Here is a 22,475-nt window from a genome sequence, read left to right as displayed (position 1 = left end):
GCAGTAATCTTGCAAAAAAAATGACATAAAAAGTAAGAAGAATAATTTACAAAAAAAGGAGACCCCAGTTATCGTAGAATTGTACAGACACATACGAAAGGAGGTCTCCTTGAATAAAAAGATACCTAACCCATCCGTGATTCGTCAAGCCTTAGGTTGGTTGGATGTCCATGTGCGTTTACTCTGTGGCGATCATTACGCCAAGAAGCTTTGCTTTGGCAACACGATTCTTCTCTTTCTGGAGGCCATTTTGCAAAAACGGAGTTCACTAGATAACATCACAGAGCATTTACGAAGTGCTCCGTGGCTGCAAAAATGGGTAGGCTTGGAGTCGATCCATGCTTCCTCCTTAAATCGAAAACTAGCGCAAATTCCAACCGACAGTGTTCGTAACTTGTTCCTCCAGCGTCTCAAAAACCTGTGGCATCACCAGGGACCTACACTACCGAAAAAGCTCAAGGGACTTGGGCGACTGGCCGCGGTAGACTCCTCGTCAATCACTCTGAGCCTACCGCGAGGGAAGTGGGCATTACGCCAAGCGGGAGAGAGTGCGGTAAAAATGCATACCTGCCTGCATCTCACCGGCGAGATAAGCGCCTGGCTAAAAGGCATCGTACTCTCCACGGCGATGGTGGCCGACCTAGACTCGGAAGTGCTGGAACACCTTGTTTGGGAGCCAGGAACCACCTATTTGTTTGACCGAGGTTATATCTGTTACGGACAATTCCTCCATTGGGATCGAAATCAGATTTACTTTGTGGTCCGACTTAAGAGCAACAGCAGAGTACGGGTGCTTCAGTCCAAGGTCGCGGGGAGTTTCATCAAGCGGGATGCCGAAGTAGAAATCAAGGACCCGGATAGCCAACAAACCGGCGTGTTCCGACTGGTCGAGTTTGAGTTTATCGACAATAAGCACAAGGTTCATCAAGTGCGAGTTCTAACGAACCGCTGGGATGTAAAAGCGGAAGATGTGGCCCGAATGTATCACTACCGCTGGAAAGTGGAACTATTTTTTAAATTCATGAAGTCAAATTTGCATCTGAAAAAAATATACAACAACAAGCCACAGGCGGTATGGAACCTGATTTATTTAAACCTACTGGCGTACGTAGTGTGTGAAGAAATCCGGTATCTCTACGCTCCGGATCTGCCCATTGGCCAAGTGACGAGGAAGATGCGTGCGTATTTAACGAATGCGTGGACCGATTTTTTGGACCGTTTACATCCAGTGACGCAGCGGACGAGTAAGGGCCGAAGGAAAAAGGGCGGTCGTCCAAGAATTCATCCAGAACGTTTGGAGAAACTACGGATGATCTATTACTAAAAAAATGTAGAACCAAAACAGAAGAAAAACTATACTCTGGAAAAAAATGTGTCTGTACGTTTGAAAGTAAGGTGGGGCTTTTTTTTGCCTTTTTGGGAGAGGCGAAACATCACTGGCAAACAAGTTGAACTAGAGCATAGGATGGGAAAAGGCAAGAGGGTGAAATGATTCTGGAGAAGCGTAGCGTTCGCCTTTGTTACCGGACTTCTACCTTATCTGAATTTAATTCATCAAGAAATCCGGGAGCAACAGCGATCGGAAGAACATTTCACCCGGCTGCCTCTATCCCTCCATCATTAGTTCAACTCATTACGACTAACTGATGTTAAGGTTTTTGCAAGATTAATGCGCTATTTCGGCAAAAAGAGGTCATTTTGGTGGAAATGAGCCCAAATAGGCGCTGTCAGTTCCGTTAGAAATCCGAAAGTGTGGATTAGAGCAAAATAGCGGCTAATAGTTCCGTAAGAGTTCCAGTTCCGCTAAAGTTCCGCTCCGCTAGAGTTCCGAACGAGAAGGCTGCCCCATCGTGTTCCGGTGAAGTAAAGGCTGTTAGGCTCAATGACTTCCCAAACGGTTCGATCATGTGGTCGACGGCTCAGAGCACCATCATTACCCCTGTATAAAGAAGCAAGGAATTTAATATAAATATTAAATTGTAAGCGCTTCAAAAAAACTATTGTCATTCCCCTTTCCGGTTTGCTATAATGCCCTTGAAAAGCTTTTCAAAAAGAAAGAAGACCTGATTATGAAACCAACGATAAGGGATGTAGCAAAATTGGCGGGCGTATCCATCAGCACCGTCTCCCGCGTGATGAACGCGCCGGACACGGTCACCGAGGACAAACGCCTGCGGGTGCTTGAGGCGATCGAGGAGCTGAAGTATCAGCCGAACTCTTTTGCCAGAGGTTTGATTTACCGGAAGTCCTACACGCTGGGGCTGCTGATCCCGGACATCGAGAATTTGTACTATGCCGGGATTATCCGCGGTATGCAGGACGCCTGCATCAAGCTGGGCTACAGTCTGATGATCTGCAATACGGACCGGGACGAAGGGCGCCTGCTGGCTTATATCGACGCGTTTCATGAGAAGCAGGTGGACGGAATCATTTTTGCCAGCGATAAGCTGATTCCGGAATACTACGAGAAACTGGCGGGGTACCGGATTCCCTTCGTCCTAGTGTCCTCTCACTCTTACGAGTACGAGGTGCCCAGCGTCGAGGTGAATGACGAGGCGGGAGCCTATGATGCCGTAAAATTCCTGATCGAGCTAGGACACCGAAGAATCGCGATGATGGGCTTCGACGATCCGAATTCGGTTGCCGGACCGCCGCGCTGCCGCGGATTTGCCAGGGCTTTGGCTGAAGCGGGGCTTGAGCATAACAGCGGCAACATCGTGTTCGCCAGCTACCGGTTCGAGCATGCGTATGACGCGGCCCGGGAGTTGTTCGACAAGTATCCCGAGACGACAGCGGTATTTTGCGTGGCTGACGAATTTGCCATGGGCGTCATCTCCTACTTGAAGGACCGCAGCATTTTGGTGCCTGGCCAGGTGTCTGTGGTCGGCTTCGACAATGTCCGGATGGCCGGCATGTTCATCCCGAAGCTGACGACGATCGCCCAGCCGATGTACGAGATGGGGTACCGTTCGGTGGAGAAGCTTCATGAATTGGTGGCGACCGGCCGAGTGAAGGTCACGCGGGAGAGATTGGAGCATAGACTGATTGTAAGAGAATCCACCCGGGAAAAATAAGTATTTTTCGGGCAAATGTGAAAAGCTTTTCAAACGAATGCATTTCATTACGCTTTTTCGCAAATTAGCCCTTCCACAGCCGCTAATAAAAAGAAGTGAGAGAGGCTAAATCGGCAAAAATGAAAGCGTGTACAAATAAACAAGAAGACTTGGCGCTTGATTAGGGCTCCGGTTTTCGAGCCATTCATTTAAGGAGGTGATCCGCCTTTTAGCCTGCCGACACCGCAAGACCCTCAGATCTGACCGCTAAATACGAAATAATCAAAAGGGGATGTTGAAGGATGAAGAAAACGATGGGACGCAAGTTCGCATTACTGCTCGTACTCTGTCTTTCTTTCACGATGATGTTAAGCGCCTGCGGCGGCGGAAACAAGGCCGCGAAGAACGACCCGGCTCCGGCACCGGCGGAGAACGGGGCGGCGGGAAATAATCAAGGCGCGGCAAACGGCGGCGGGGAAGGTACGGGATCACCGCTCGATCTGGCGCTGAAAGGCGAATATAAAGGCACCAAAGTGACCATGTTCGGACCGTTCGTGGATGCCGACCAGGTCAAATTCGAAACCAGCATCAAAGAATTCGAAGAGAAAACCGGCATCGATATTCAATACGAGGGGTCCAAGGAATTCGAAGCGACGATCAACGTCCGCGTGGATGGCGGAAACGCGCCGGATATCGCCGACTTCCCGCAGCCGGGGCTGCTGGCCTCGATCGCGAAGACCGGCAAGGTCATCGATCTGACGAACATTCTTGATCAGGAAAAGCTGAAGGCGAACTATAACCAAAGCTGGCTCGACATGGCGACCATGGACGGGAAGGACGGCAAAATCATGGCCGGCATCTGGAACCGCAGCAACGCCAAAAGTCTGGTCTGGTACCCGAAAAAGCAGTTTGAGGAAGCCGGATACAAAATTCCTCAAACCTGGGATGAAATGATGGCGCTCACCGAGCAAATCGCCAAGGACGGCGATCCGGCCTGGTCGATCGGCATCGAGAGCGGCGCGGCCACGGGATGGTCGGCAACCGACTGGGTAGAGGACATTATGCTGCGGACGACGTCCCCCGAAAACTATGACAAATGGGTCAAAGGGGAGCTGCCATTTACTTCGCCTGAAGTGAAACGCGCGGTGGAAATCATGTCCGATATTTGGCTGAACCCGGATTACGTGTACGGCGGCACCAAATCGATCGTGACGACAGCCTTTGGCGATGCGGCGACGCCTCTCTTCGACAGCCCGCCAAAAGCTTGGCTCCACCGTCAAGGGAACTTTATCACCAGCTTCTTCCCGGAATCGGCCAAAGTGGATGAAGATTACGACTGGTTCTACCTGCCGCCGATCGATGAGCAATACGGCAAACCGGTTCTCGTGGCCGGCGACATTTACGCCATGTTCAACGACCGTCCGGAAGTCCGCGCGGCAATGGAGTTCTTCACGACAGGCGAGTCGATTAAATCCTGGGTACAATCCGGCGGCGTGATCGCGCCGATGAACGACGCTCCGCTCGACTGGTACATGTCCGAGTCGGACCGCCGTATGGCTAAGCTCGTACAGGAAGCCACGACACTGCGGTTTGACGGGTCCGACCTGATGCCGGGCAAAGTGGGCGCGGGGACCTTCTGGAAAGGGATGACCGACTATGTGAGCGGAACGGCATCGCTGGACGAAGCCCTGAAACAAATGCAATCCGGCTGGAACAACTAAGGGGTTGCCATGAGTACTCAAGCCAAGCAGAGAACAAGTCCAAAGGCCGTCGTCGTCTCGGCGGCGGTCCTTTTGGCCAACCTCGTCGTGCACGGCGCGATCTTCCTGTTCTTCCGCGATGCATCGCTGAATCCGCTCGTCACCGCGGTGCTTGCCGTAATCTGGGGCGTGCTGGGCGTCTACTTGATCTACATGAGCCTGAACTGGGCCGCGGAACGGTACCCCGAGAAAGTGCGCAGAAAAATGCTGCCCTACATTTTCATCGGCCCGGCCGCCATTCTGCTGGGCTGGCTGGTGGTGCTTCCGGCGCTGCGCACGCTTTACCTGAGCTTTTTCAACGCCTCGTCGGATAAATTCGTCGGCCTGGCCAATTACGCGGCCATCTTCAGCGACCGGCTGATGGGGACCGCGCTGCGCAACAATCTGCTGTGGGTGTTTATCGGCACGCTGGCCTGCGTAAGCTTGGGGCTTTTGATCGCGATCCTGGCCGACCGCAGCAGCTTCGAAAAGCTGGCGAAATCCATCATCTTCATGCCGATGGCCATTTCGTTCGTGGCTGCGGGGGTTATCTGGAAATTTGTTTACTATTATCAGCCCGGAGATGATCAGATCGGGCTGCTCAACGCCATCGTCTCCTTTTTCGGCGGCGAACCGCAAGCCTGGACGAGTATGGTGCAACCGTGGAACAACCTGTTCCTGATCCTCATCCTCATCTGGATGCAGACCGGCTTCGCCATGGTGATTTTCTCGGCCGCCATCAAAGGCGTTCCGGACGATATTCTGGAGGCGGCCCGCGTGGACGGGGCCGGGGAGATCAAAATCTTTTTCCGCATCATCATTCCGTACATCGGAACGACGATTCTGACCGTAACCACCACGATCATCGTATTTACATTGAAGATTTTCGACGTGGTCATGGTCATGACGGGGGGCCAGTACGATACGGAAGTGGTCGCGACGCAGTTTTACCGGCAATTCTTCATGTACCGGAACTTCGGCTACGGTTCGACCTTGGCCATCGTGCTGCTGATCGCCGTTCTTCCGGTCGTCCTGGTGAATCTGCGGCAGTTCCGCAAACAGGGGGGATTCTGATGGCACGCAGCGCCAAACGAAAAGGAAGCAAGACGATCGTGAATATCGTCCTCGGGTTCATCTGTCTCCTTTGGCTGGTGCCGACGCTGGGGCTGTTCATCTCCTCCTTCCGGCCTGCCGCCGATATTCTGCAGACCGGCTGGTGGAACGTATTCCCCCACCAGACATGGAAGCAATCCGGCGAGACCGTACAGTTGTCCAAGGATCTGGACCTGCGCAAACCGATTGAAGTCAACGGCAAGACGTTCACCGACGATCAGCTGAAGCAGGGCGTCATGGTCGACGGGGAGCGGCTGATGTGGGAGAACCGGCGGCAGCGGACGCTTAGCGTGATGGAACGGGGTTGGGTATTCAAACCGGAACTGACGCTGGATAACTACAAAAACGTGCTGTCCGGGAAGGAATACAAGCTTAAGAATCCGGACGGCAGCGAATCCGTGCAGAAGGGGACCGGCCTTTCCCAAGCGTTCTGGAATACGCTGACGATCGCGGTTCCGGCGACGGTGATTCCGATCCTGATCGCTTCTTTTGCCGCCTATGCCTTTGCGTGGCTGCGTTTTCCGGGGCGAAAGACGCTGTTCGTCGTCATTATCGCCATGCTGGTCATTCCGCTGCAGGTCGCGCTGATCCCGGTGCTGAAGGATTTCACCTCGCTCGGCCTGAACGGCAGCTATCTGGGCATTTGGCTGGCGCATACGGCGTTCGGCCTGCCGCTGGTGACCTACTTCATGTACAACTTCATCAGCCAGCTGCCGAGGGACCTGTTCGAGTCGGCGTTCATTGACGGCGCGAGCCATTTCACGATTTTTTCCCGGCTGATTCTGCCGCTGTCGGTGCCCGCGCTCGCTTCGATCGGGATCTTCCAATTCCTCTGGGTATGGAACGATTACCTGGTATCCCTGATCTTTATCGGTAACCAGCCAAGCGTTCAGGTCATGTCGATGAAGATTGCCGACCTGGTCGGTTCGCGCGGCAACGATTGGCACCTGCTGACCTCGGCGGCGTTTATTTCGATGCTGATGCCGCTGGCGATCTTTTTCCTGCTGCAAAAATACTTTGTCCGGGGCCTCATGGGCGGTTCGATTAAAGGCTGAGACCGGAGGGTAATGGTGCGTAGCACAGACGAAGCTTGGAATGAGGATGGGAAAAAAGATGATCATAAAACCGGAAGCACAAGCACATGCATATGCCTTGTATCCTTTTACGGAATGGAGCATCAGAGAGGTCGCTTATCTTGAGGAAAACCAGCAGCTGAGCGAAAGCATTTTTGCTCTCGGAAACGGCTATATCGGGATGAGGGGAAACTTTGAGGAGGGGTACCACGGAACGGAGGGCACCTCCGTTACCGGGAACTATCTCAACGGCTTTTACGATGCCGAGCCGATTCATTATCCCGAGGTGGCTTACGGCTATCCTATGCATAATCATTCGATGCTCAATGTTCCCAATGCGCGGATCGTGGAACTCTGTATCGCCGGGAAGCCGTTTCATCTGCAAACCGGCATCGTTCACAAGCATAGCCGTGAACTGGATATGCGGGAAGGCCTGCTCCGCCGAATGGTGGAGTGGGAGTCCCCGGACGGGCACCGGGTGGAAATCGCGATCCGCAGCCTAGTCTCGCTGGAGCACAAGCACCTGGCGGCTATCCACTACGAGGTCAAGACGCTGAATTTCTCCGGCGAAATTCAGCTGTCCTCGCAGATCGACGCCCAGGTCACGGGCCCGGAAGGCTCGGACGATCCGAGGCTGGGGGTGCGGCGGGCCGAGCCCAGCCTGCTGCTCGAGGAAGCCGGGCAGGACGGGGCCGGCTGCTGGATGCGGCACCGGACGCGCAACACCCGGTTTGCCCTGCACACGGGCTTGTACCACCGCCTGGAAGCCCCGGACGAGCGCGACTGCCGGGTGGAAAGATACGCGAGCGGGACGCGCGACGGGATTCGGTATACGCTGCATCTGAACCGGGGGGAGACCGTCCGGTTAACCAAATATATCGCGTACCATACTTCGCGCGACTACCCGGAGGAAGAACTTCCGGGACGCAGCGCGGAAACTTTGGAGCTGGCGGACCGGCTGGGCTTCGAAGAGCTGGCCGCGCAGCAGCGGTCCTTTCTGGAACGGTTCTGGAGCCGCGCGGACGTGGAGATCGGCGGCGACCCCGCCATGCAGCAGGGCGTACGGTTCAACGCGTTCGGTCTGCTGCAGGCCACCGGCCGCGACGGCGTTACGAATATCGGGGCCAAAGGTTTGTCGGGGGAAGGGTATGAAGGCCATTATTTCTGGGATACGGAAATGTACATGATGCCTTTCTTCACCTTCACCTGGCCCGAGGTGGCCCGCGCCCTGCTCGATTTCCGCTACGCCACCCTGGACAAGGCCCGGGAACGGGCGGTTCAGATGGCGCAGAAAGGCGCGCTGTATCCGTGGCGGACGATCAACGGGGAGGAGAACTCCACGTTTTTCCCGGCCGGAACGGCGCAAGCGCATATCAACGCCGACATCGCCTATGCGATCCGCCAATATGTGCTGGCGACGGGGGACGAACGGTATTTGGCGGAAAAGGGCGCGGAAATCCTGTTCGAGACATCCCGTTTCTGGGTCGACCTCGGGCATTACAATCCCGCGCGGGGCGGCGCGTTCTGCCTCGACGCAGTCACCGGACCGGATGAATATACGGCGGTTGTCAACAACAACGCTTATACGAATCTGATGGTCCGGGAGCAGCTTTATTACACCTGCGAGACAGCGGAGAAGCTGCGGAGGGATTACCCTGTCGACTACGAGCGGCTGCAGCGGGAGCTGGCGCTCACGGAGGAAGAAGCGGCCGAATGGAAGAGGGCCGCGGATTTAATGTATATTCCCGGCGATGCCGAGCTGGGCATCGTGGCGCAGGACGACTCCTTTTTGAGCAAGGAACGATGGGATTTCGAAAATACGCCGTCCTACAAATATCCGCTGCTGCTGCATTATCATCCGCTCGTCATCTATCGGCACCAGGTGCTGAAGCAGGCAGACCTCGTGCTGGCGCTGTTTTTGCTCGGCGACCGGTTTTCGCTGGCGGAGAAAATGCGGAACTACCGGTACTACGAGCCGCTGACCACGCACGACTCCTCTTTGTCGCCCTGCATTCATAGCATTGTTGCGGCGGAGATCGGCCGTCTGGAGGAGGCGTACAAATACTTCAACCGCACGGTGCGGATGGACCTGGACGATGTCAACGGCAATGTAAAAGACGGCCTGCACACCGCCGCGATGGGCGGCTCCTGGATGGCGGTGGTCAACGGCTTCGCGGGCCTGCGCTTGTTCGGGGACGGCGTGCCGTCGTTTGTGCCCGCGCTGCCGGCTCAGTGGGACAGCCTGCGGTTCAAGATCATGCATCGCGGCTGTCTGCTGGATGTCCGGATTGGGCATGAAGCCGTGGAGTACACGCTGCTGGAGGGGGAACGCCTCACCTTCCGGCATCGCGGCGAACAGCTGGAGCTGTCCGCGGCGGGCTCGTCGGTCCGACGCTCGCTCGTCCGGAAGCTGGAGGCCGTCATCTTCGATCTGGACGGCGTGATCACGGATACGGCGGAGCTGCACTATCTCGCTTGGAAAGAGCTGGCCGACGAACTGGGCATCCCTTTTGACCGTCAGGTGAACGAACGGTTGAAAGGGGTGAGCCGCGCGGAGTCGCTCGAGATCATTCTGGAGCGGAGCGGGCGCGCATGGACCGCCGCGGAGAAGGCCGCCCTGACGCTGCGCAAAAACGAGCGCTACCGGGAACTGATCGGCCGGCTCACTCCGGCGGACCTGCTGCCGGGCATCCGCGAGCTCATCGCCGCCCTGCGGGAGCGGAGTATCGCCGTCGGCCTGGCGTCGGCGAGCCTGAACGCTCCGCTGATTCTGGAGCGGCTGGGCGCCGGCTCCTGGTTCCAGGCGGTGGCGGATCCCGCCGCCGTGCGCAAGGGCAAGCCGGACCCGGAGCTGTTCCTCCGGGCGGCGGACATGCTCGGCGTGCCGCCGCAGCACTGCGCCGGCGTCGAAGACGCGGCCGCGGGCGTGGCGGCGATCCGGGCCGCCGGCATGAAGGCGGTCGGCATCGGCAGCGCCGACCGGCTCGGCGAGGCCGACCTGCTGCTGCCGTCGACCGCCGAGCTCAGCCCCGAGCGGCTGCTGGGGCTGTTCGGCTAGGCGCCGTGCGGCGGCCCTTTGCGGCAGGGCGGCGCAGCCGCAAGCGCTGAAAAGCCGCTTCCCCCCGATCGATTTTCGGATCGGCAGGGGAAGCGGCTTTTTTGGCTCCGTTTGGTTTGGGGGCGTTCCGCCCCGCCCTCAAACTATATAGGTTGTACTAATTGTAGACATAGAGTCCCATCGTCGGAGTCTGCATCAATTAACGGGAAAATATCCTGTTAATGTATCGATCTTGGCTTTTCGATCAGATTTAGCTGGAAAAGCTCCATCTATTGCGCGGCCATATTGCCGGAATACACAATTTCAGGCGAATTAACGGGAGGTTTTCCAGCTAATTCGCCTCTGCAGCCGCATACCTACCAATTTAACGGGAAGAATTCCCTTTAATTCGAAACCAAACCATTTGCTGCAGGTCAAGAGTGTGAAAAGACCCCTTTACACCGCTGTCTAATATGCAAATCGATAGTTCAACCTATACAGCGGGAAAGCCTCCCGCTAATTCCAGCAGAACGGGCAAAACGGGCATAGTTAGCAGGAGTTCTTCCCGCTAATCTCTCTCACGCGGTAGCCCGCTCGGGCGTACCCACGCGTGTACTATTTCTTGTTCCGCAGGTACTGCGGCGGATGAACGTTGTCGATAAGCAGAAGTCCGTCGTACTGGTCGCGCGCGATTAAACTTTCCGGAATCATGCCCCAGCTGTACGTTTGCCGCGGCTCGAACATCCAGGAGCTGCCTCTTTCGTTTTGACGGTAGCGCAAATCGATGAACGTATAAGGAGCGCCTTCCGCCGATAGGATGGATTCCACCGATCCCGGTTCCAGAGGCAGGACCTCATGTTCGGCCCCCGTGTTGTCCGCGGTTTTGCCACTGGAAGCGTACAGGCCGAGGACGTAGCTGTATTTTTTCAGCTCGTCGGGAAGCATTTCGCCCATCAGTTTGATGGGATACGGTGAGCCGATGACCTTGCTTTGGGCTTTGCGGATATGGTCGTTATGGCCCCAGACGATGAATTTTTCCTGCGGATACACTTCGTTCGCCAGCCACAGCAGGTTGTTCAGCATCGCTTGATCGCGCCATTCCATCGTTTTCAGGAACGCCGTATAATCTCCCGTCGCCATGTCGACGTTGGACTGGATCGACAGCTCGACATATTCCTCCGCCACGCGAATCCGGTCGTTCAGGCTGCGTTCCAGCAGAATCGGAAGCTTCGGATTCGTCGGGTACAGTTCTTTCAGCTTCGCTTGCACCTTTTCCGTATTCAGCGATTTCAGAACTTCCTTATAAACGGAGATCAACCGGCTTTTATCCTTTTGATAAGCCTTGATATCGGCGCTTGCGGAATAATCGGAGAGTTTTTCCTCCGCCTCTTTCAGCTTTTTCGCCAGCGTCGCGTCCTGGAGCCAATCCCCTTCGATCAGCGGGTACTGCAGCTGCATGTCAAAACCGGTGAGCACGAGCGGCTTCTCCGTCCGGGCGGAAGATTTGATGTAGTCGAATAAAGGCAGAATTTCTTTGGACCACCACACGCCGAAAATCGAGCTCTTCATCGTTTCCTCGGCGCTGGCCGCTCCGGCTTTTCCATAGCCGAGGGCCGTATTGGAGAGGCCGCTTTCGAAAGCGAGCACGTTATAGCCCATTTCATCGTGCAGAAACTGGATCAACCGGGTTTTGACCGAGTTGAATTCTCCAACGCCGTGCGAGCTTTCGCCCAGGAACACGATGCGTTTGTCCTGAAGCAGCGGCTTCAGCATCTGCAAATCGTCGTAGTTGGCGGTTTGACCGGGTCCGGCGGGCTGAATCGTTTCCAGACGGTAGGCGTGGTCTTTCGCCCAGGCTTTCCAATCGGATATTGCCTCGCTGGAGGTGCGCACTTCCGTGACTTTTCCGGCGACGGGAACGGAAGTGGAAGTGGAAGTGGAGGCTTCTGCCCCGGCTTTGCCGGCCATCGGCCACCCCCCGGCCAGCACGGCGGTTACCAGCAGCGCGGCCAAGGTTCTTGCTGTCTTCTTTTGCAGGTGTGTCATCTTTTTCTCCCCCTATATAATGAATATGTATGAAAAAATCGGCGGACTCGCTCCGCTACGATTCTTCCTCCCAAAACAAGTCGTCCAGGGTCCGGGACAACGTCTTGCATATGGCGATGCACAAGCTGAGGGACGGATTGTATTTTCCAAGCTCGATGAGCCCGATCGTTTGCCGCGATACGCCTACCAGCTTGGCCAGTTCGTCCTGTGACAGATCTTTTTCGACGCGGGCCAGCTTTAATTTCAGGTTTTTCATGCGCTATTCCCCTACCTTCTCTCTTATTCAGGATCGCGCAAATCGCTTTCCGCAAATTTCTTACTTGCCTTGTTGGCCCAGTGATGGACGGTCACCTGAAAGGCGATAAAAAACGGCAGGTAAATGATGAGAGAGACCACAAAGACCAGGAAAAAGTACCAGACCTGGGTCTGAAAATCACTTTTTCCGTAAAGCACCGCGCTGCGGATTCCGAAGAAGAGGGCGATCCCCAAGCCGATCGCGAGACCGGACCATACAGTTTTCCGGCTGTAGGGGGTCTTGCTTTCCCGGTCATGGACTTCCACTTCCTCGGAGTAGATGCCGAGCATGACGCTGCGGACTCCGTAGTAAATACCGCCGGCCAATAACACGATGATTTCCGTCAGGGTGGATGGGTCTTTCTGCAGAAAGGTCTTCAGGATAATGGAAGCGGAGCAGATGATCGTGATGAGGAGATAGGCTTCCCTGTAAATTTGATTTTTTAAGTTGACGATACGTTCGTCCGTCAGTTTGTTTTTGTTAAACCAGGTCATGTTGTGAACCCCTTTCGTGAAGTTGCTGTTTTCCTCTTGCTGGCCTTATATTAATATGTGACACGTCAAAATGCAATATATATATTGCAAAATATAAAAAATATTTAGCATAATGCTATCCGTACTCCTCAGGAAACGGGCTTGTGCAGGAATCCGGAAGCGCATGCAGAAATTTATTAGCAAACGGCAGCTTAGGGGTGGCCTGTGGCCCTGTGCAGAACACGCCAGCGGGACCATCGCCAGGAGAGGAGAATCATCTCATGATGAATATAGATTTAACGGGGAAAATCGCGCTGATTACCGGAGCGACCGGCCAGCTTGGGCGCGTGATGGCACGGACGCTCTCCCGGTGCGGAGCTAAAGTGGCGATCCATTATATGAGCAATGAAGCCAAAGCGCTGGAGTTGATGGAGGAAATTGCGAAGGCAGGCGGGGACGCGATGATTGTACAGGCGGACATTACCCGTGAGGATGCTGTCCTGGGAATGAAGGAGCAAATTCAGGCGAAGCTCGGAAATCCCGACATCGTCGTGGCCAACGCGGTCGTCCAATATGAGTGGAAGTCCGTTTTGGAGCAGCCGGCCGAGGATTATGTCAGCCAGTTTGATTCCTGCGTTTTGCAGAGCGTATTTTTGGCCAAGGCGTTTATTCCGGCCATGATGGAACAAGGAAGCGGGCGGATGATCGGAATCAACACGGAATGCGCCATGCAGAACTTCCCGCACCAATCGGCGTATACGGCGGGAAAACGGGGCATGGACGGAGTATACCGCGTACTTGCGAAGGAGGTCGGGCCTCATCAAATTACGGTCAATCAGGTTGCGCCGGGATGGACGATCAGCGAAAAAGACCGCGGCGAAGCCGAACTGCACGACGCCGCCTATATTGACCAGGTGCCGATGAAGCGCCGGGGCGAGGATCAGGACATCGCCAATACGGTCGCGTTTCTAGCTTCGGACTTGGCTTCGTTTATTACTGGAGCTTATATTCCGGTCAATGGCGGCAATGTAATGCCGGCGATTTAACAAAAAAAGAGAGCGGGGGCTCAATGTCATTAAGTTAGTCTCAAAGAAAAGGCTGGGAATAAAAATGGAATGCGAAACGGCATGGGAAATAGCCCTGTGCCGTTTCTTTTTGGTGCAAGCAAGGAAAAATGCGTATAGCAAACAAAGCGGATGAAATATCCGCTTAAAAAATGTTCATGTGAAACGATTTATGCTACTCTGTAGATGAAGCTAACAACTGATTTATAGCGAATTTTGCGCGTATTCTTCTGCCCTGGGCGAATGGGTCGAATCGGCAAAATGTTTTTGCGAATCAGCGCTTCAACATCGGGCGGAGGTCCATCGCCTCGTGAGCGCAGGAAATGTCTACAAACGTGAACGGCAACCGTGAAGTTGACTTGGTAGGGGTGCCGTTTATCCATTTGGGAAATGACGACGTGCGAGGTCATCATTTCAGAGAAATTGTACATGATCATTCTTGCGAAAATCTCCTGGGTGATGGACTCTCGTCTCTTTGCGTGAAAATTCGTCAGACCAACGGTATACTTTAATGCCCGGAATGACGTTTCAATGCCCCATCGCATGTTATAAATGGATTTGATTTCATCGGGTGGGAAATCAGCGGCAGAAAGATTCGTGATAGCGGTTTCGTAAGCGCCACTCGGCAGGACAAAACGAACAACCCGAAAGGAAATCGGGTAAAACAAGTTCTCCTGCAAATCCAAAAAATCAAAAATAGACGTGGAAGGGACAAACTTGTAAATCTCGGGATGAGCCTTGACCTCCTTGGTTTGTTTTCTGGTGAGTGTCAGATGAACGTCAATATCAAACTCTCCGCTAGCGGGTAAACGCAAGCCCGAAAGGATACCATTGGAATCCAGATCCTTTACTCGTATGACGTAGTTCCAACCTTTGCGTTCAATATGCGCGAAATTGTTGTAACTTTCATAACCTCGATCAGCAATGACAATGACTGTGCCCTTGATGGGGGAACGGTCAACCATATCGGCCAGTGCCCTGCCTTCGTTCCAGAGCCTTCGCGGCTGAACAATGGCATCCACGTAAAGTCTGTTGCACAAGTCATAGGCTGCGTTCAAATGCAGAAGGTTGTAGCCTTGGGCGTTCGGTTGACTTTGAAAATAGGTGTCCGTGTCCGCAGAGTCCGTTGCGATATGCAAATCCGAACCGTCAACGGCAAGTAATCGATACCCTCGGTAGTGCTTGATATCCGTATATGATTGGGTAAATTCGTGAAATAAGAATTCCACAGCAGACGGCAGGATTTTATTCCGCTGCTGAACAAAAGCAGAAGTGGTTGCGGTGTTTACGTCATAGCCCTGCGATTCCAAGAGTTCCTTGTATAGGCTGTTGCCGCCCATAGAGATCAGGAGTTGCATAACCGTTTCAAAGGGCAGTTTTTTCTTTCGGGTAAAATCTTTTTCAGGGTTTTTGACATAAGGTGCAGGTGCGGCTGCCATTTCTCGTATGAGGGATGTCAGCGTTTCTTTTAGCGAATTGGCGTATTCATTCATTGGCGTAACCTCCTCGTTTTTTCAAGGGGCTTCGCCACACACTTCCATCCGCTTGTCAAGATCTTTTTTCTTTTCCATGCAGAAAAAGAGCAGGCTATCTATTCGATAACCAGCTCTTTTTCTTGATTTTTGACCCTGGGCCTTATCTTAATGACATTGAGCGGGGGCTCTCTTTTTTTGTGTTGCGGATTAACTGTCGGCGGAGGTTAGCTTGCTGCGAAGTTCCTCCAGGGACTCGTTCAGTTTGTACTCTTCCTTCGCGGCCTCGTCCATAAAGGCCCTCAAGTTCTGAAGCAAGGGACTTGCTTCGACATCGCCTTCGGCAAGCGCCGCCTCGTAAGCCTGTCTGGCCTCGGGCTCCATGACGGAGGTCTCAAAGCCGAACAGCGGCGTATTGTCCAGGCCGTACATGAGGGTTCGTTTATAGTAATCGAGCTTGGTTTCCAAATCCTCCGTCCATTTGAAATCGGGGTATTTTGTTGTGAGTTTTTCCAAAGCCAGCGATCGGTTCAGCAGTTCCTCCCAAGTAATCGTAAGGCCGGCATCACGGGAAGTCGGTTGCACGGTTTCTTGGGCCATCAGCTTCAAATAGGCGGCGGTGTCATCCCCGGCCTGGCTACCGAACGCGGCGAGAGCGGTGTAATCGGGTGTCGGACTGAACATTCCTTCGGTCCAGTCCAGCACGAACTTGCCTTCCCGGGTTTCGGTCAGCAGTGTTTTCAGCGAGTCATCCTGAACTTTGCCGATCAGCTCCTCCAGCGTATCTCCTTCCTCAATAACCTGGTTCAACATCTCCTGACGGTTGCCTTCATAATACCGGTCGGTGAGCGGGCCCAGTGCTTCCCTCTGGGCGTCTTCGAAGGCCAGCAACATCGTCGACATCCGTTCCCCGCTCATTTTGCCGGTATATTGACCGAGAGAATCAAAAGCCTCCTTGAGTGTTCCGCCCTGTTTAAGCAGTGCCTCAAAATCGTCCGCAATTCGATCCTGCTCCGCCTCCGGCAACCGGCTTGGGCTTTGGATTTCTTGATCAGGCTTGTTCTTCTGAAGCCCGGTCTGCGAAGGTTGGGACGAATTCGCTTCGAAAGCTGTATTTTCTGTGGGCGAGTCGGTATTCTCCGAGCATGCGCTCAGCATCAGAGCGGCTAATATCAAGGAGCTGGCGGCTCCCGAGGCACGCTTTCTCCGTCTCTTTTTTAACATGCTGTTAATCCCCTCCCGGGTTTGCGATTATTCCTTAGAATATAGACGTAAACAAGCTGGAAAATGTTCTATTTCTAATAGTTGTATAATAACAAACTATTTTTGGTGACACAGTATTTAAATTGATCTATAATCAAGGGGAATTACGCATTGTAACAGTATGCAAAAAATATTGATACAACTTTTGTTGATCCATAGGGGGACAGGAGACCAATGATTTCGCTTTATGAAGTCAGCAAAAGCTACGGCTTCGGGGCCGGACGTTTCCCGGCGGTCGACCGGGTTTCCCTGACCATCCGCGAAGGAACGATTCACGGCATTATTGGACCGAGCGGGGCGGGGAAATCGACTTTGCTCCGGATGATGAATCTGCTCGAGCCGCCGGATGAAGGAGGGGTTGTCGCGCTTGGCCAAGACCTGACCGCGCTGCCGGAAGCCAAGCTGCGCATCGCCCGCCGCTCGATCGGCATGGTGTTTCAGCAGTTCCATTTGCTGCATAACCGCACCGTGAGCGGAAACGTGGCCGTACCGCTGGAACTGGCCGGTACGGGGAAAACACAGCGCCGGGAACGGGTGCTGGAATGCCTCCGGTTTGTCGGTCTGGAGGATAAAGCGGATCAATATCCGGCTCGGCTCAGCGGCGGGCAAAAGCAGCGGGTGGCGATCGCCCGGGCCTTGGCCCACCGGCCGGCCGTGCTGCTGTGCGATGAGCCGACATCCTCCCTGGACCCGGACACGACCTCGGAAATTCTTGCGGTGCTTCGGCACATCAATGGGGCGCTCGGGGTCACGATCGTGATCGTGACGCATGAGATGGAGGTTGTGAAGGAGCTCTGCCACGAGGTGTCCGTCATGGAGCGGGGCAGGTTGGTAGACAGCTTTGCTCTGCCGAGCCGGCCTTTGGAGGGAGTGTCCCGCCCAAGAATGTCCTATCGGGAACAATTGCTTGGAAAGGGAGGGGGAGCCGATGTTTGATTTCGCCTTGATGGCCGAAAAGGTGATGCAGTATCGGATCCAAATCGCCGAAGCCGTCGGAGAAACCTTTCTGATGGTGGGGATTTCCGTGGCCGCCGCCGTGCTGCTGGGCCTCCCGCTCGGAACGATGCTGTTTCTGACGGCCAAAGGGCAGCTTTACGAGAATCGGACGTGGTCGTCGCTGCTGAACGGGTTCGTGAATGTGGTGCGATCTTTTCCGTTCCTGCTTCTCGTCGTATTTATGATTCCGCTGACCCGGCTGCTCGTGGGAACGGCGATCGGAACCATAGCGGCTTCCGTTCCCCTGGGCGTTGTCTCCATGGCCATCTATGCGAGGCAGGTGGAGCAGTCTTTGTTGGAAGTTCCCCGCGGCGTGGTTGAGGCCGCTCTTTCGATGGGGGCTTCCAAGCTGGAGATTGTGATGAAATTTCTTTATGTCGAAGCCCGTTCCGGACTCGTGCTCGGTCTCACCACCTCGACGATCAGCTTTATTTCCTATTCCACGGTAATGGGGGTCGTGGGCGGCGGCGGGGTCGGTGATTTTGCCATCCGTTACGGGTATCAGCGCTTTGAAACGGAGCTGATGGCCGCGGTCATCGTCCTGATGATTCTGCTGGTTCAGCTCATTCAGTTCGCCGGCAGCCGGATTTCCAGATGGCTGGATAAAAGATAACGCTAGAAATGGCGTGGCAGCGGGCCCAAAAATTAATGGTTAGCCTGCTTTTCCCAAAAATAAGGTCCCAAAAGTCCGCTGTTTTGTCCCGATTAGCTGAATTCGACAAAATAGCGGTGCAAAAAGCCTTTATTTACCTGCCGGGCTTTAAAGGAACCGCTAGTCCCATTCACAAAAAACAAAGAGCAAGAGGGAAGGATGTTGGAGATGAACAACAGAAAATGGATGCTTGGGCTGGTAGCCCTGATCATGATCCTGACCGCGGGTTGCGGCAGTAATACTGGCGGAGCTGCGGAGAAAGGGAGCGCGGAGAAAGGAAACACTTCTTCCGCCGCGAAAGCGTCCGACAAACAGGCCGTGACCCTGAAAGTCGCTACGCTGATTCCGCCGATGACGGAAATTTTGGAGCTGATCAAGCCGCAGCTTCAGGAAGAAGGCGTCAATCTGGAACTGGTTGTGCTGTCCGACAATATTCAGCCGAACGACGCGCTGGCGAACAAGGAAGTCGACGCGAACTTTTTCCAGCATGTTCCTTACATGGAGCAATATAATGAGAACACGGGCAGCAAGCTCGCGGCTGTGCAGCCGGTTTATCACGCCGTTTACGGAGCGTATTCCAAACGCTACAAGAGCATGGAAGAACTGCCTGAAGGCGCGTCGATTGCGATCGCCAACGACCCGTCGAATACGGGGCGTTCGCTCGTCATGCTGGAGAAGGCGGGGATGATCAAGCTGAAGGAAGGCGTAGGAATCAATGCCACAGTAGCTGACGTTACGGAAAATCCCAAAAACTTTAAATTCGAGGAAGTTGATCTGCTCATGCTGGCCCGGATGCTGGACGACGCCGATCTGGTTCTCATGACGCCGGCCTATGCAAGTCCGCTCGGCCTGACGCCCAAAAAGGACGCCCTGCTCACGGAAACGACGGACTCCGCGTTTGCCATCACGCTGGTGGCCCGCGAGGACAACAAAGATTCCGAGGCGGTCCAAAAGCTGGCCAAGGCCATTTCGAGTCCGGAGGTAAAACAGTTTCTGGAAGACAACTACAGTGAAATCGCTATTCCGGCCTTCGAGTAACTAACTATAAAAAGAATAGTTGATTACAAATATGCTATCGTAGTGTTATAATGATCACAAATGAGGTTTTTTTCATTCAGTGGTCAGGGTGACTTCACATTGTGACGTTTGTTACAGAGTTTCATCGGCTGCAAGCAGTACTATGAAAGCAACCCATTAAATTAAAATTTAAATGAATATGGATCTTCGGGGTAAGGTGAAATTCCTGACCGGCGGTGATGGTCATCGTATCGATGATTTAGCCCGCGACTCTCCGTTCCGCAAGGGATGGAGACTGACCTGGTGCGACTCCAGGGCCGACGGTAAAGTCCGGATGGGAGAAGATCAATCACAGGCATGCGGGTGCGGGTGTATTCCACCCCCGCAAGCTTATTTGATCGGCCCCCGAAATTTGACTGATGTCAATGCGGGGGCTTTTTCGCGTAGACCCCATATTCAAGAAGGAGTCGGGAATATGGAAAATGCATCACGTGCCACCATTCAAGTCAATTCGTCGAGAACGGTCTCGGGGACTCGCGCAAAAAGCGGTTTCTGGCTGGTCGTGTTGGGGGCGGCCCTCTGGGGCGTCGATCCGCTGTTTCGTCTGATTTTGCTGAAATCGATCACTTCGGCCCAGCTTGTATTGCTGGAGCATATCCTCATCGCGTTGGTCGTGGCGCCGACCTTGTGGAAGAACCGTCAAGAGCTGCGGGGGATCGGCTGGAAGCATGTCGGAGCGCTTTTGTTCATTTCTTGGGGCGGTTCCGCCATCGCCACCATCCTGTTTACCATGGGACTAACCCACGGCGATGCCAATGCCGTATTGCTGCTGCAAAAGCTTCAGCCGCTGTTCGCCATCCTGATGGCTCGCTTTTTGCTGAAGGAGTCGCTCCCGCGCCGATTTTCCCTGCTGTTTCTCATCGCGCTGGCCGGCACCTATCTATTGACCTTCGGCTTTTCGGTTCCGTTCGGACACTGGAATGATTTTATCCAGGTCGGCAGTCTCCTCTCGCTGGGCGCCGCCGCGCTTTGGGGCGGATCAACGGTAATGGGGCGGATGATGGTCGGACAGATGAAGTATGAAACGGTCACCTCGCTGCGGTTCATCCTGGCGCTGCCGCTGTTGCTGGCTGTGACCTGGAATGAAGGGGCCGCTTGGCATTTGCCGACGGAGGCTTCCGGCATGGCCGCCTTTTCGCTGAATTTGCTAGGTCAGGCGCTGCTTCCGGGGCTCCTCAGTCTGCTGGTCTACTACAAAGGTTTGACGACCACGAAGGCTTCCGTGGCTACCTTGGCCGAGCTCAGCTTTCCGATGGTGGGCGTGCTGGTGAACTGGATTGCGTTCCAACAGATGGTCACCGTGGCGCAAGCGGTGGGCTTTATCCTGATCTGGACGGCGCTGTTCGTCATTTCCAGACAGAGCCAGCCTGCGCCGGCCTGACTTGATATTCACATAAATCGGATCATATATAGGTTGAACTAAAGATTTGCCAACACCCACAATCGCAGATATAAAGTCCCACCGTCGGGGTCTACATCATTAACGGGAAAATTTCCCGTTAATGTACCGCTCTGTGGCTCTTGGATCGGATTAGCTGGAAAAGCTCCATCTATTTCGCGGTCCTATTGCCGACATGCATTATTTCAGGCGAATTAGCGGGAGGTTTTCCAGCTAATTCGCCTCTGCAGCCGCATACGTATCAAATTAACGGGAAGAATTCCCTTTAATTCGAACCAAACCCTTAGTTGCAGGTCAAGAGTGTGAAAAGAACCCTTTACACCGTTGTCTAATATGCAAATCAATAGTTCAACCAATATAGAAGAACAGGTTTTCGACGAACGCGTCGGAGGCCTGTTTTTTTATCCCATACTATCGATAAAGCTTAAAATTTCAGTTATTATTATCAGAATATAAACCTTTCTTCGGAGGAAAGCGTGGCTATCTCAATATGACGCTGTTACAAATGGATATGAAAACTGTTTATATTCTGCTTTCCCTGGGCCACTTGTTTGCGATGATGTTCATCACGGCCTATCGCTACAAACAACCCAAGGATGTCTCTTATCCTATCTTTTATGCGGCAAAAGGGTGCCAAGCGATCACTTGGGCTCTGCTGGCTGTCCCGGGTTCGGGCGTCCCCATGGTTGTTCTCGCCACGGCCAATCTCGTTTTTTTACTCGGTGTTGGGCTTGAGACATTGGCGTTGATGCGGATTGTCGATGGGCCGAGTCCCGGGACCGGGCGCTATTATGGATGGCTTATCGCGGGTTCCATGACGGCTTACCTCCTGGTGGTTCTTCTGCAAAACACGGAACCGCTGCGTATTTCCGTTGTGTCTCTGGCGGTGGCGCTTTGTCTGCTGCCTCCGGTGTTCCGCATGGTCGGATTCGGGGAACGGTCGGCTCTGCGCGTTCTGATGGGCTATCTTTATCTCGTTGTGGCGGGCGGTCTGTTGATCCGGGCGGGAGTCACCCTGTTTTCGGTCCTGCCGGTAACGATGAACAAGCCGGGGACTTACCAGGCTTTGTCGTTCTTGTCGCTCTATCTGATTATGACCTTGGGGAATACGGGGTTCGTGCTGATTTCGAAGGAAAAAGCCGACCGGGAGATGTACAAGCTAGCCAGCTACGACGATTTGACGGGGGCGTTGAACCGCCGCTCGTTCGTTCAAGAGGCCGAGCGGATGCTGGCCGATTGCGCGAAGCATCGGAAGCCGGTGACATTTATCCTGTTGGACCTCGACAATTTTAAAGGGATCAACGATGCGCTTGGACACGATGCCGGCGATGCCGTCCTAAGGGATTTGGCCAGAGGCGTCAGGCAGCGGTTCGGCGGCAGCGATTTGTTCGGCCGATACGGCGGGGATGAATTCGCACTTTTTCTGCCGGAGGCGGAAGAAGCGAAGACGGATGCCAAAGCCGAAGGACTGCTGAAGCTGGTGCGGGAACGTAGAAGCGGGGAGGACCTGACGGTCGGTGAGCATGCGATCCGCTATACGATCAGTATGGGAATGGTCACGGAGGTACCGGGCCCCGGCATCACGCTTGACCGGTTATACAAGGCGGCTGACCAGGCGCTTTACCGGGCCAAGCGCGAAGGGCGGAACCGCGCGGCCCGCGGCCGGATGGCGCAGGACCAAAAACAGGAGCCGTCTCCCGACCCCTTTTAGGGTTAGGGAGAT

At 54.2% G+C, this 22,475-nt stretch carries 17 protein-coding genes and 1 riboswitch; of the genes, 12 read left to right on the top strand and 5 right to left on the bottom strand.

What is annotated here, in order from left to right; genetic code table 11:
• Positions 1 to 109 precede the first annotated feature (109 nt).
• The 6 genes from V4U84_RS09085 (at position 110) to pgmB (ending at position 10,036) form a co-directional block, all read left to right on the top strand.
• Positions 110 to 1,324 (top strand): IS4 family transposase, encoded by a 1,215-nt coding sequence (locus V4U84_RS09085; RefSeq protein ID WP_334077049.1) that lies wholly within the window; start codon positions 110 to 112, stop codon positions 1,322 to 1,324.
• 745 nt (positions 1,325 to 2,069) lie between these two features.
• Positions 2,070 to 3,074, top strand: a complete 1,005-nt coding sequence (locus V4U84_RS09080; RefSeq protein WP_334073449.1) for a LacI family DNA-binding transcriptional regulator — start codon at positions 2,070 to 2,072, stop codon at positions 3,072 to 3,074.
• A 281-nt stretch (positions 3,075 to 3,355) separates the two neighbouring features.
• Positions 3,356 to 4,774: an ABC transporter substrate-binding protein gene (locus V4U84_RS09075; RefSeq protein ID WP_334077048.1), complete on the top strand. Its 1,419-nt coding sequence runs from the start codon at positions 3,356 to 3,358 to the stop codon at positions 4,772 to 4,774.
• A gap of 9 nt (positions 4,775 to 4,783) precedes the next feature.
• On the top strand, positions 4,784 to 5,866 hold the full coding sequence (locus V4U84_RS09070) for a carbohydrate ABC transporter permease (RefSeq protein WP_334073451.1): 1,083 nt from the start codon (positions 4,784 to 4,786) through the stop codon (positions 5,864 to 5,866).
• Positions 5,866 to 6,960: a carbohydrate ABC transporter permease gene (locus V4U84_RS09065; RefSeq protein WP_334077047.1), complete on the top strand. Its 1,095-nt coding sequence runs from the start codon at positions 5,866 to 5,868 to the stop codon at positions 6,958 to 6,960. Before V4U84_RS09070 ends, V4U84_RS09065 begins: the two co-directional genes overlap by 1 nt.
• A gap of 58 nt (positions 6,961 to 7,018) precedes the next feature.
• A complete protein-coding gene (pgmB, locus tag V4U84_RS09060) occupies positions 7,019 to 10,036 on the top strand; it encodes a beta-phosphoglucomutase (protein WP_334077046.1) in 3,018 nt (1,005 codons plus the stop codon).
• Positions 10,037 to 10,630: 594 nt separating this feature from the next.
• Here pgmB and V4U84_RS09055 read toward each other — a convergent pair.
• The 3 genes from V4U84_RS09055 to V4U84_RS09045 are packed head-to-tail and all read right to left on the bottom strand — an operon-like array spanning position 10,631 to position 12,850.
• Complete coding sequence (locus V4U84_RS09055; RefSeq protein ID WP_416367222.1) at positions 10,631 to 12,061, bottom strand: erythromycin esterase family protein; 1,431 nt, start codon at positions 12,059 to 12,061, stop codon at positions 10,631 to 10,633.
• A 55-nt stretch (positions 12,062 to 12,116) separates the two neighbouring features.
• Positions 12,117 to 12,317, bottom strand: coding sequence for a helix-turn-helix transcriptional regulator (locus V4U84_RS09050; protein WP_334073454.1), 201 nt, complete (start codon positions 12,315 to 12,317; stop codon positions 12,117 to 12,119).
• Positions 12,318 to 12,340: 23 nt separating this feature from the next.
• Positions 12,341 to 12,850, bottom strand: a complete 510-nt coding sequence (locus V4U84_RS09045) for a DUF6773 family protein (protein WP_334077045.1) — start codon at positions 12,848 to 12,850, stop codon at positions 12,341 to 12,343.
• 263 nt (positions 12,851 to 13,113) lie between these two features.
• Here V4U84_RS09045 and V4U84_RS09040 point away from each other — a divergent pair, with 263 nt between their 5' ends.
• Positions 13,114 to 13,875 (top strand): SDR family NAD(P)-dependent oxidoreductase, encoded by a 762-nt coding sequence (locus V4U84_RS09040; RefSeq protein ID WP_334077054.1) that lies wholly within the window; start codon positions 13,114 to 13,116, stop codon positions 13,873 to 13,875.
• 188 nt (positions 13,876 to 14,063) lie between these two features.
• Here V4U84_RS09040 and V4U84_RS09035 read toward each other — a convergent pair whose 3' ends face one another.
• Both V4U84_RS09035 and V4U84_RS09030 read right to left on the bottom strand, forming a co-directional pair.
• Entirely contained in the window at positions 14,064 to 15,386 is a 1,323-nt protein-coding gene (locus V4U84_RS09035; RefSeq protein WP_334077044.1) for an IS4 family transposase, read from the bottom strand.
• Between the two features lie 189 nt (positions 15,387 to 15,575).
• A complete protein-coding gene (locus V4U84_RS09030) occupies positions 15,576 to 16,589 on the bottom strand; it encodes a hypothetical protein (RefSeq protein ID WP_334077043.1) in 1,014 nt (337 codons plus the stop codon).
• A 213-nt stretch (positions 16,590 to 16,802) separates the two neighbouring features.
• Here V4U84_RS09030 and V4U84_RS09025 point away from each other — a divergent pair, with 213 nt between their 5' ends.
• The 5 genes from V4U84_RS09025 to V4U84_RS09005 all read left to right on the top strand — a co-directional run bounded on the left by V4U84_RS09025 (position 16,803) and on the right by V4U84_RS09005 (position 22,463).
• Positions 16,803 to 17,564, top strand: coding sequence for a methionine ABC transporter ATP-binding protein (locus tag V4U84_RS09025; RefSeq protein WP_334077042.1), 762 nt, complete (start codon positions 16,803 to 16,805; stop codon positions 17,562 to 17,564).
• Positions 17,557 to 18,237 (top strand): methionine ABC transporter permease, encoded by a 681-nt coding sequence (locus V4U84_RS09020; protein ID WP_334077041.1) that lies wholly within the window; start codon positions 17,557 to 17,559, stop codon positions 18,235 to 18,237. Before V4U84_RS09025 ends, V4U84_RS09020 begins: the two co-directional genes overlap by 8 nt.
• Before the next feature lie 198 nt (positions 18,238 to 18,435).
• Entirely contained in the window at positions 18,436 to 19,314 is an 879-nt protein-coding gene (locus V4U84_RS09015; RefSeq protein WP_416367221.1) for a MetQ/NlpA family ABC transporter substrate-binding protein, read from the top strand.
• A gap of 178 nt (positions 19,315 to 19,492) precedes the next feature.
• Positions 19,493 to 19,643, top strand: a riboswitch (FMN riboswitch).
• A 125-nt stretch (positions 19,644 to 19,768) separates the two neighbouring features.
• Positions 19,769 to 20,734, top strand: coding sequence for a DMT family transporter (locus V4U84_RS09010; RefSeq protein ID WP_334073460.1), 966 nt, complete (start codon positions 19,769 to 19,771; stop codon positions 20,732 to 20,734).
• A gap of 523 nt (positions 20,735 to 21,257) precedes the next feature.
• Positions 21,258 to 22,463: a GGDEF domain-containing protein gene (locus V4U84_RS09005; protein ID WP_334077040.1), complete on the top strand. Its 1,206-nt coding sequence runs from the start codon at positions 21,258 to 21,260 to the stop codon at positions 22,461 to 22,463.
• Positions 22,464 to 22,475: the final 12 nt, after the last annotated feature.

It is taken from the genome of Paenibacillus sanfengchensis, assembly GCF_036864765.1.
In the GTDB taxonomy this organism is placed as follows: Bacteria; Bacillota; Bacilli; order Paenibacillales; family Paenibacillaceae; genus Fontibacillus; species Fontibacillus sanfengchensis.
Note: the sequence above shows the minus strand (reverse complement) of the source record. Positions and strands in the feature narration are given on the sequence as shown.

Coding starts and splice junctions, on each gene's coding strand:
- V4U84_RS09080 (WP_334073449.1), top strand. CDS start 2,070: ATGAAACCAACGATAAGGGATGTAGCAAAATTGGCGGGCGTATCCATC.
- V4U84_RS09075 (WP_334077048.1), top strand. CDS start 3,356: ATGAAGAAAACGATGGGACGCAAGTTCGCATTACTGCTCGTACTCTGT.
- V4U84_RS09070 (WP_334073451.1), top strand. CDS start 4,784: ATGAGTACTCAAGCCAAGCAGAGAACAAGTCCAAAGGCCGTCGTCGTC.
- V4U84_RS09065 (WP_334077047.1), top strand. CDS start 5,866: ATGGCACGCAGCGCCAAACGAAAAGGAAGCAAGACGATCGTGAATATC.
- pgmB (WP_334077046.1), top strand. CDS start 7,019: ATGATCATAAAACCGGAAGCACAAGCACATGCATATGCCTTGTATCCT.
- V4U84_RS09055 (WP_416367222.1), bottom strand. CDS start 12,061: ATGACACACCTGCAAAAGAAGACAGCAAGAACCTTGGCCGCGCTGCTG.
- V4U84_RS09050 (WP_334073454.1), bottom strand. CDS start 12,317: ATGAAAAACCTGAAATTAAAGCTGGCCCGCGTCGAAAAAGATCTGTCA.
- V4U84_RS09045 (WP_334077045.1), bottom strand. CDS start 12,850: ATGACCTGGTTTAACAAAAACAAACTGACGGACGAACGTATCGTCAAC.
- V4U84_RS09040 (WP_334077054.1), top strand. CDS start 13,114: ATGAATATAGATTTAACGGGGAAAATCGCGCTGATTACCGGAGCGACC.
- V4U84_RS09035 (WP_334077044.1), bottom strand. CDS start 15,386: ATGAATGAATACGCCAATTCGCTAAAAGAAACGCTGACATCCCTCATA.
- V4U84_RS09030 (WP_334077043.1), bottom strand. CDS start 16,589: ATGTTAAAAAAGAGACGGAGAAAGCGTGCCTCGGGAGCCGCCAGCTCC.
- V4U84_RS09025 (WP_334077042.1), top strand. CDS start 16,803: ATGATTTCGCTTTATGAAGTCAGCAAAAGCTACGGCTTCGGGGCCGGA.
- V4U84_RS09020 (WP_334077041.1), top strand. CDS start 17,557: ATGTTTGATTTCGCCTTGATGGCCGAAAAGGTGATGCAGTATCGGATC.
- V4U84_RS09015 (WP_416367221.1), top strand. CDS start 18,436: ATGTTGGAGATGAACAACAGAAAATGGATGCTTGGGCTGGTAGCCCTG.
- V4U84_RS09010 (WP_334073460.1), top strand. CDS start 19,769: ATGGAAAATGCATCACGTGCCACCATTCAAGTCAATTCGTCGAGAACG.
- V4U84_RS09005 (WP_334077040.1), top strand. CDS start 21,258: ATGGATATGAAAACTGTTTATATTCTGCTTTCCCTGGGCCACTTGTTT.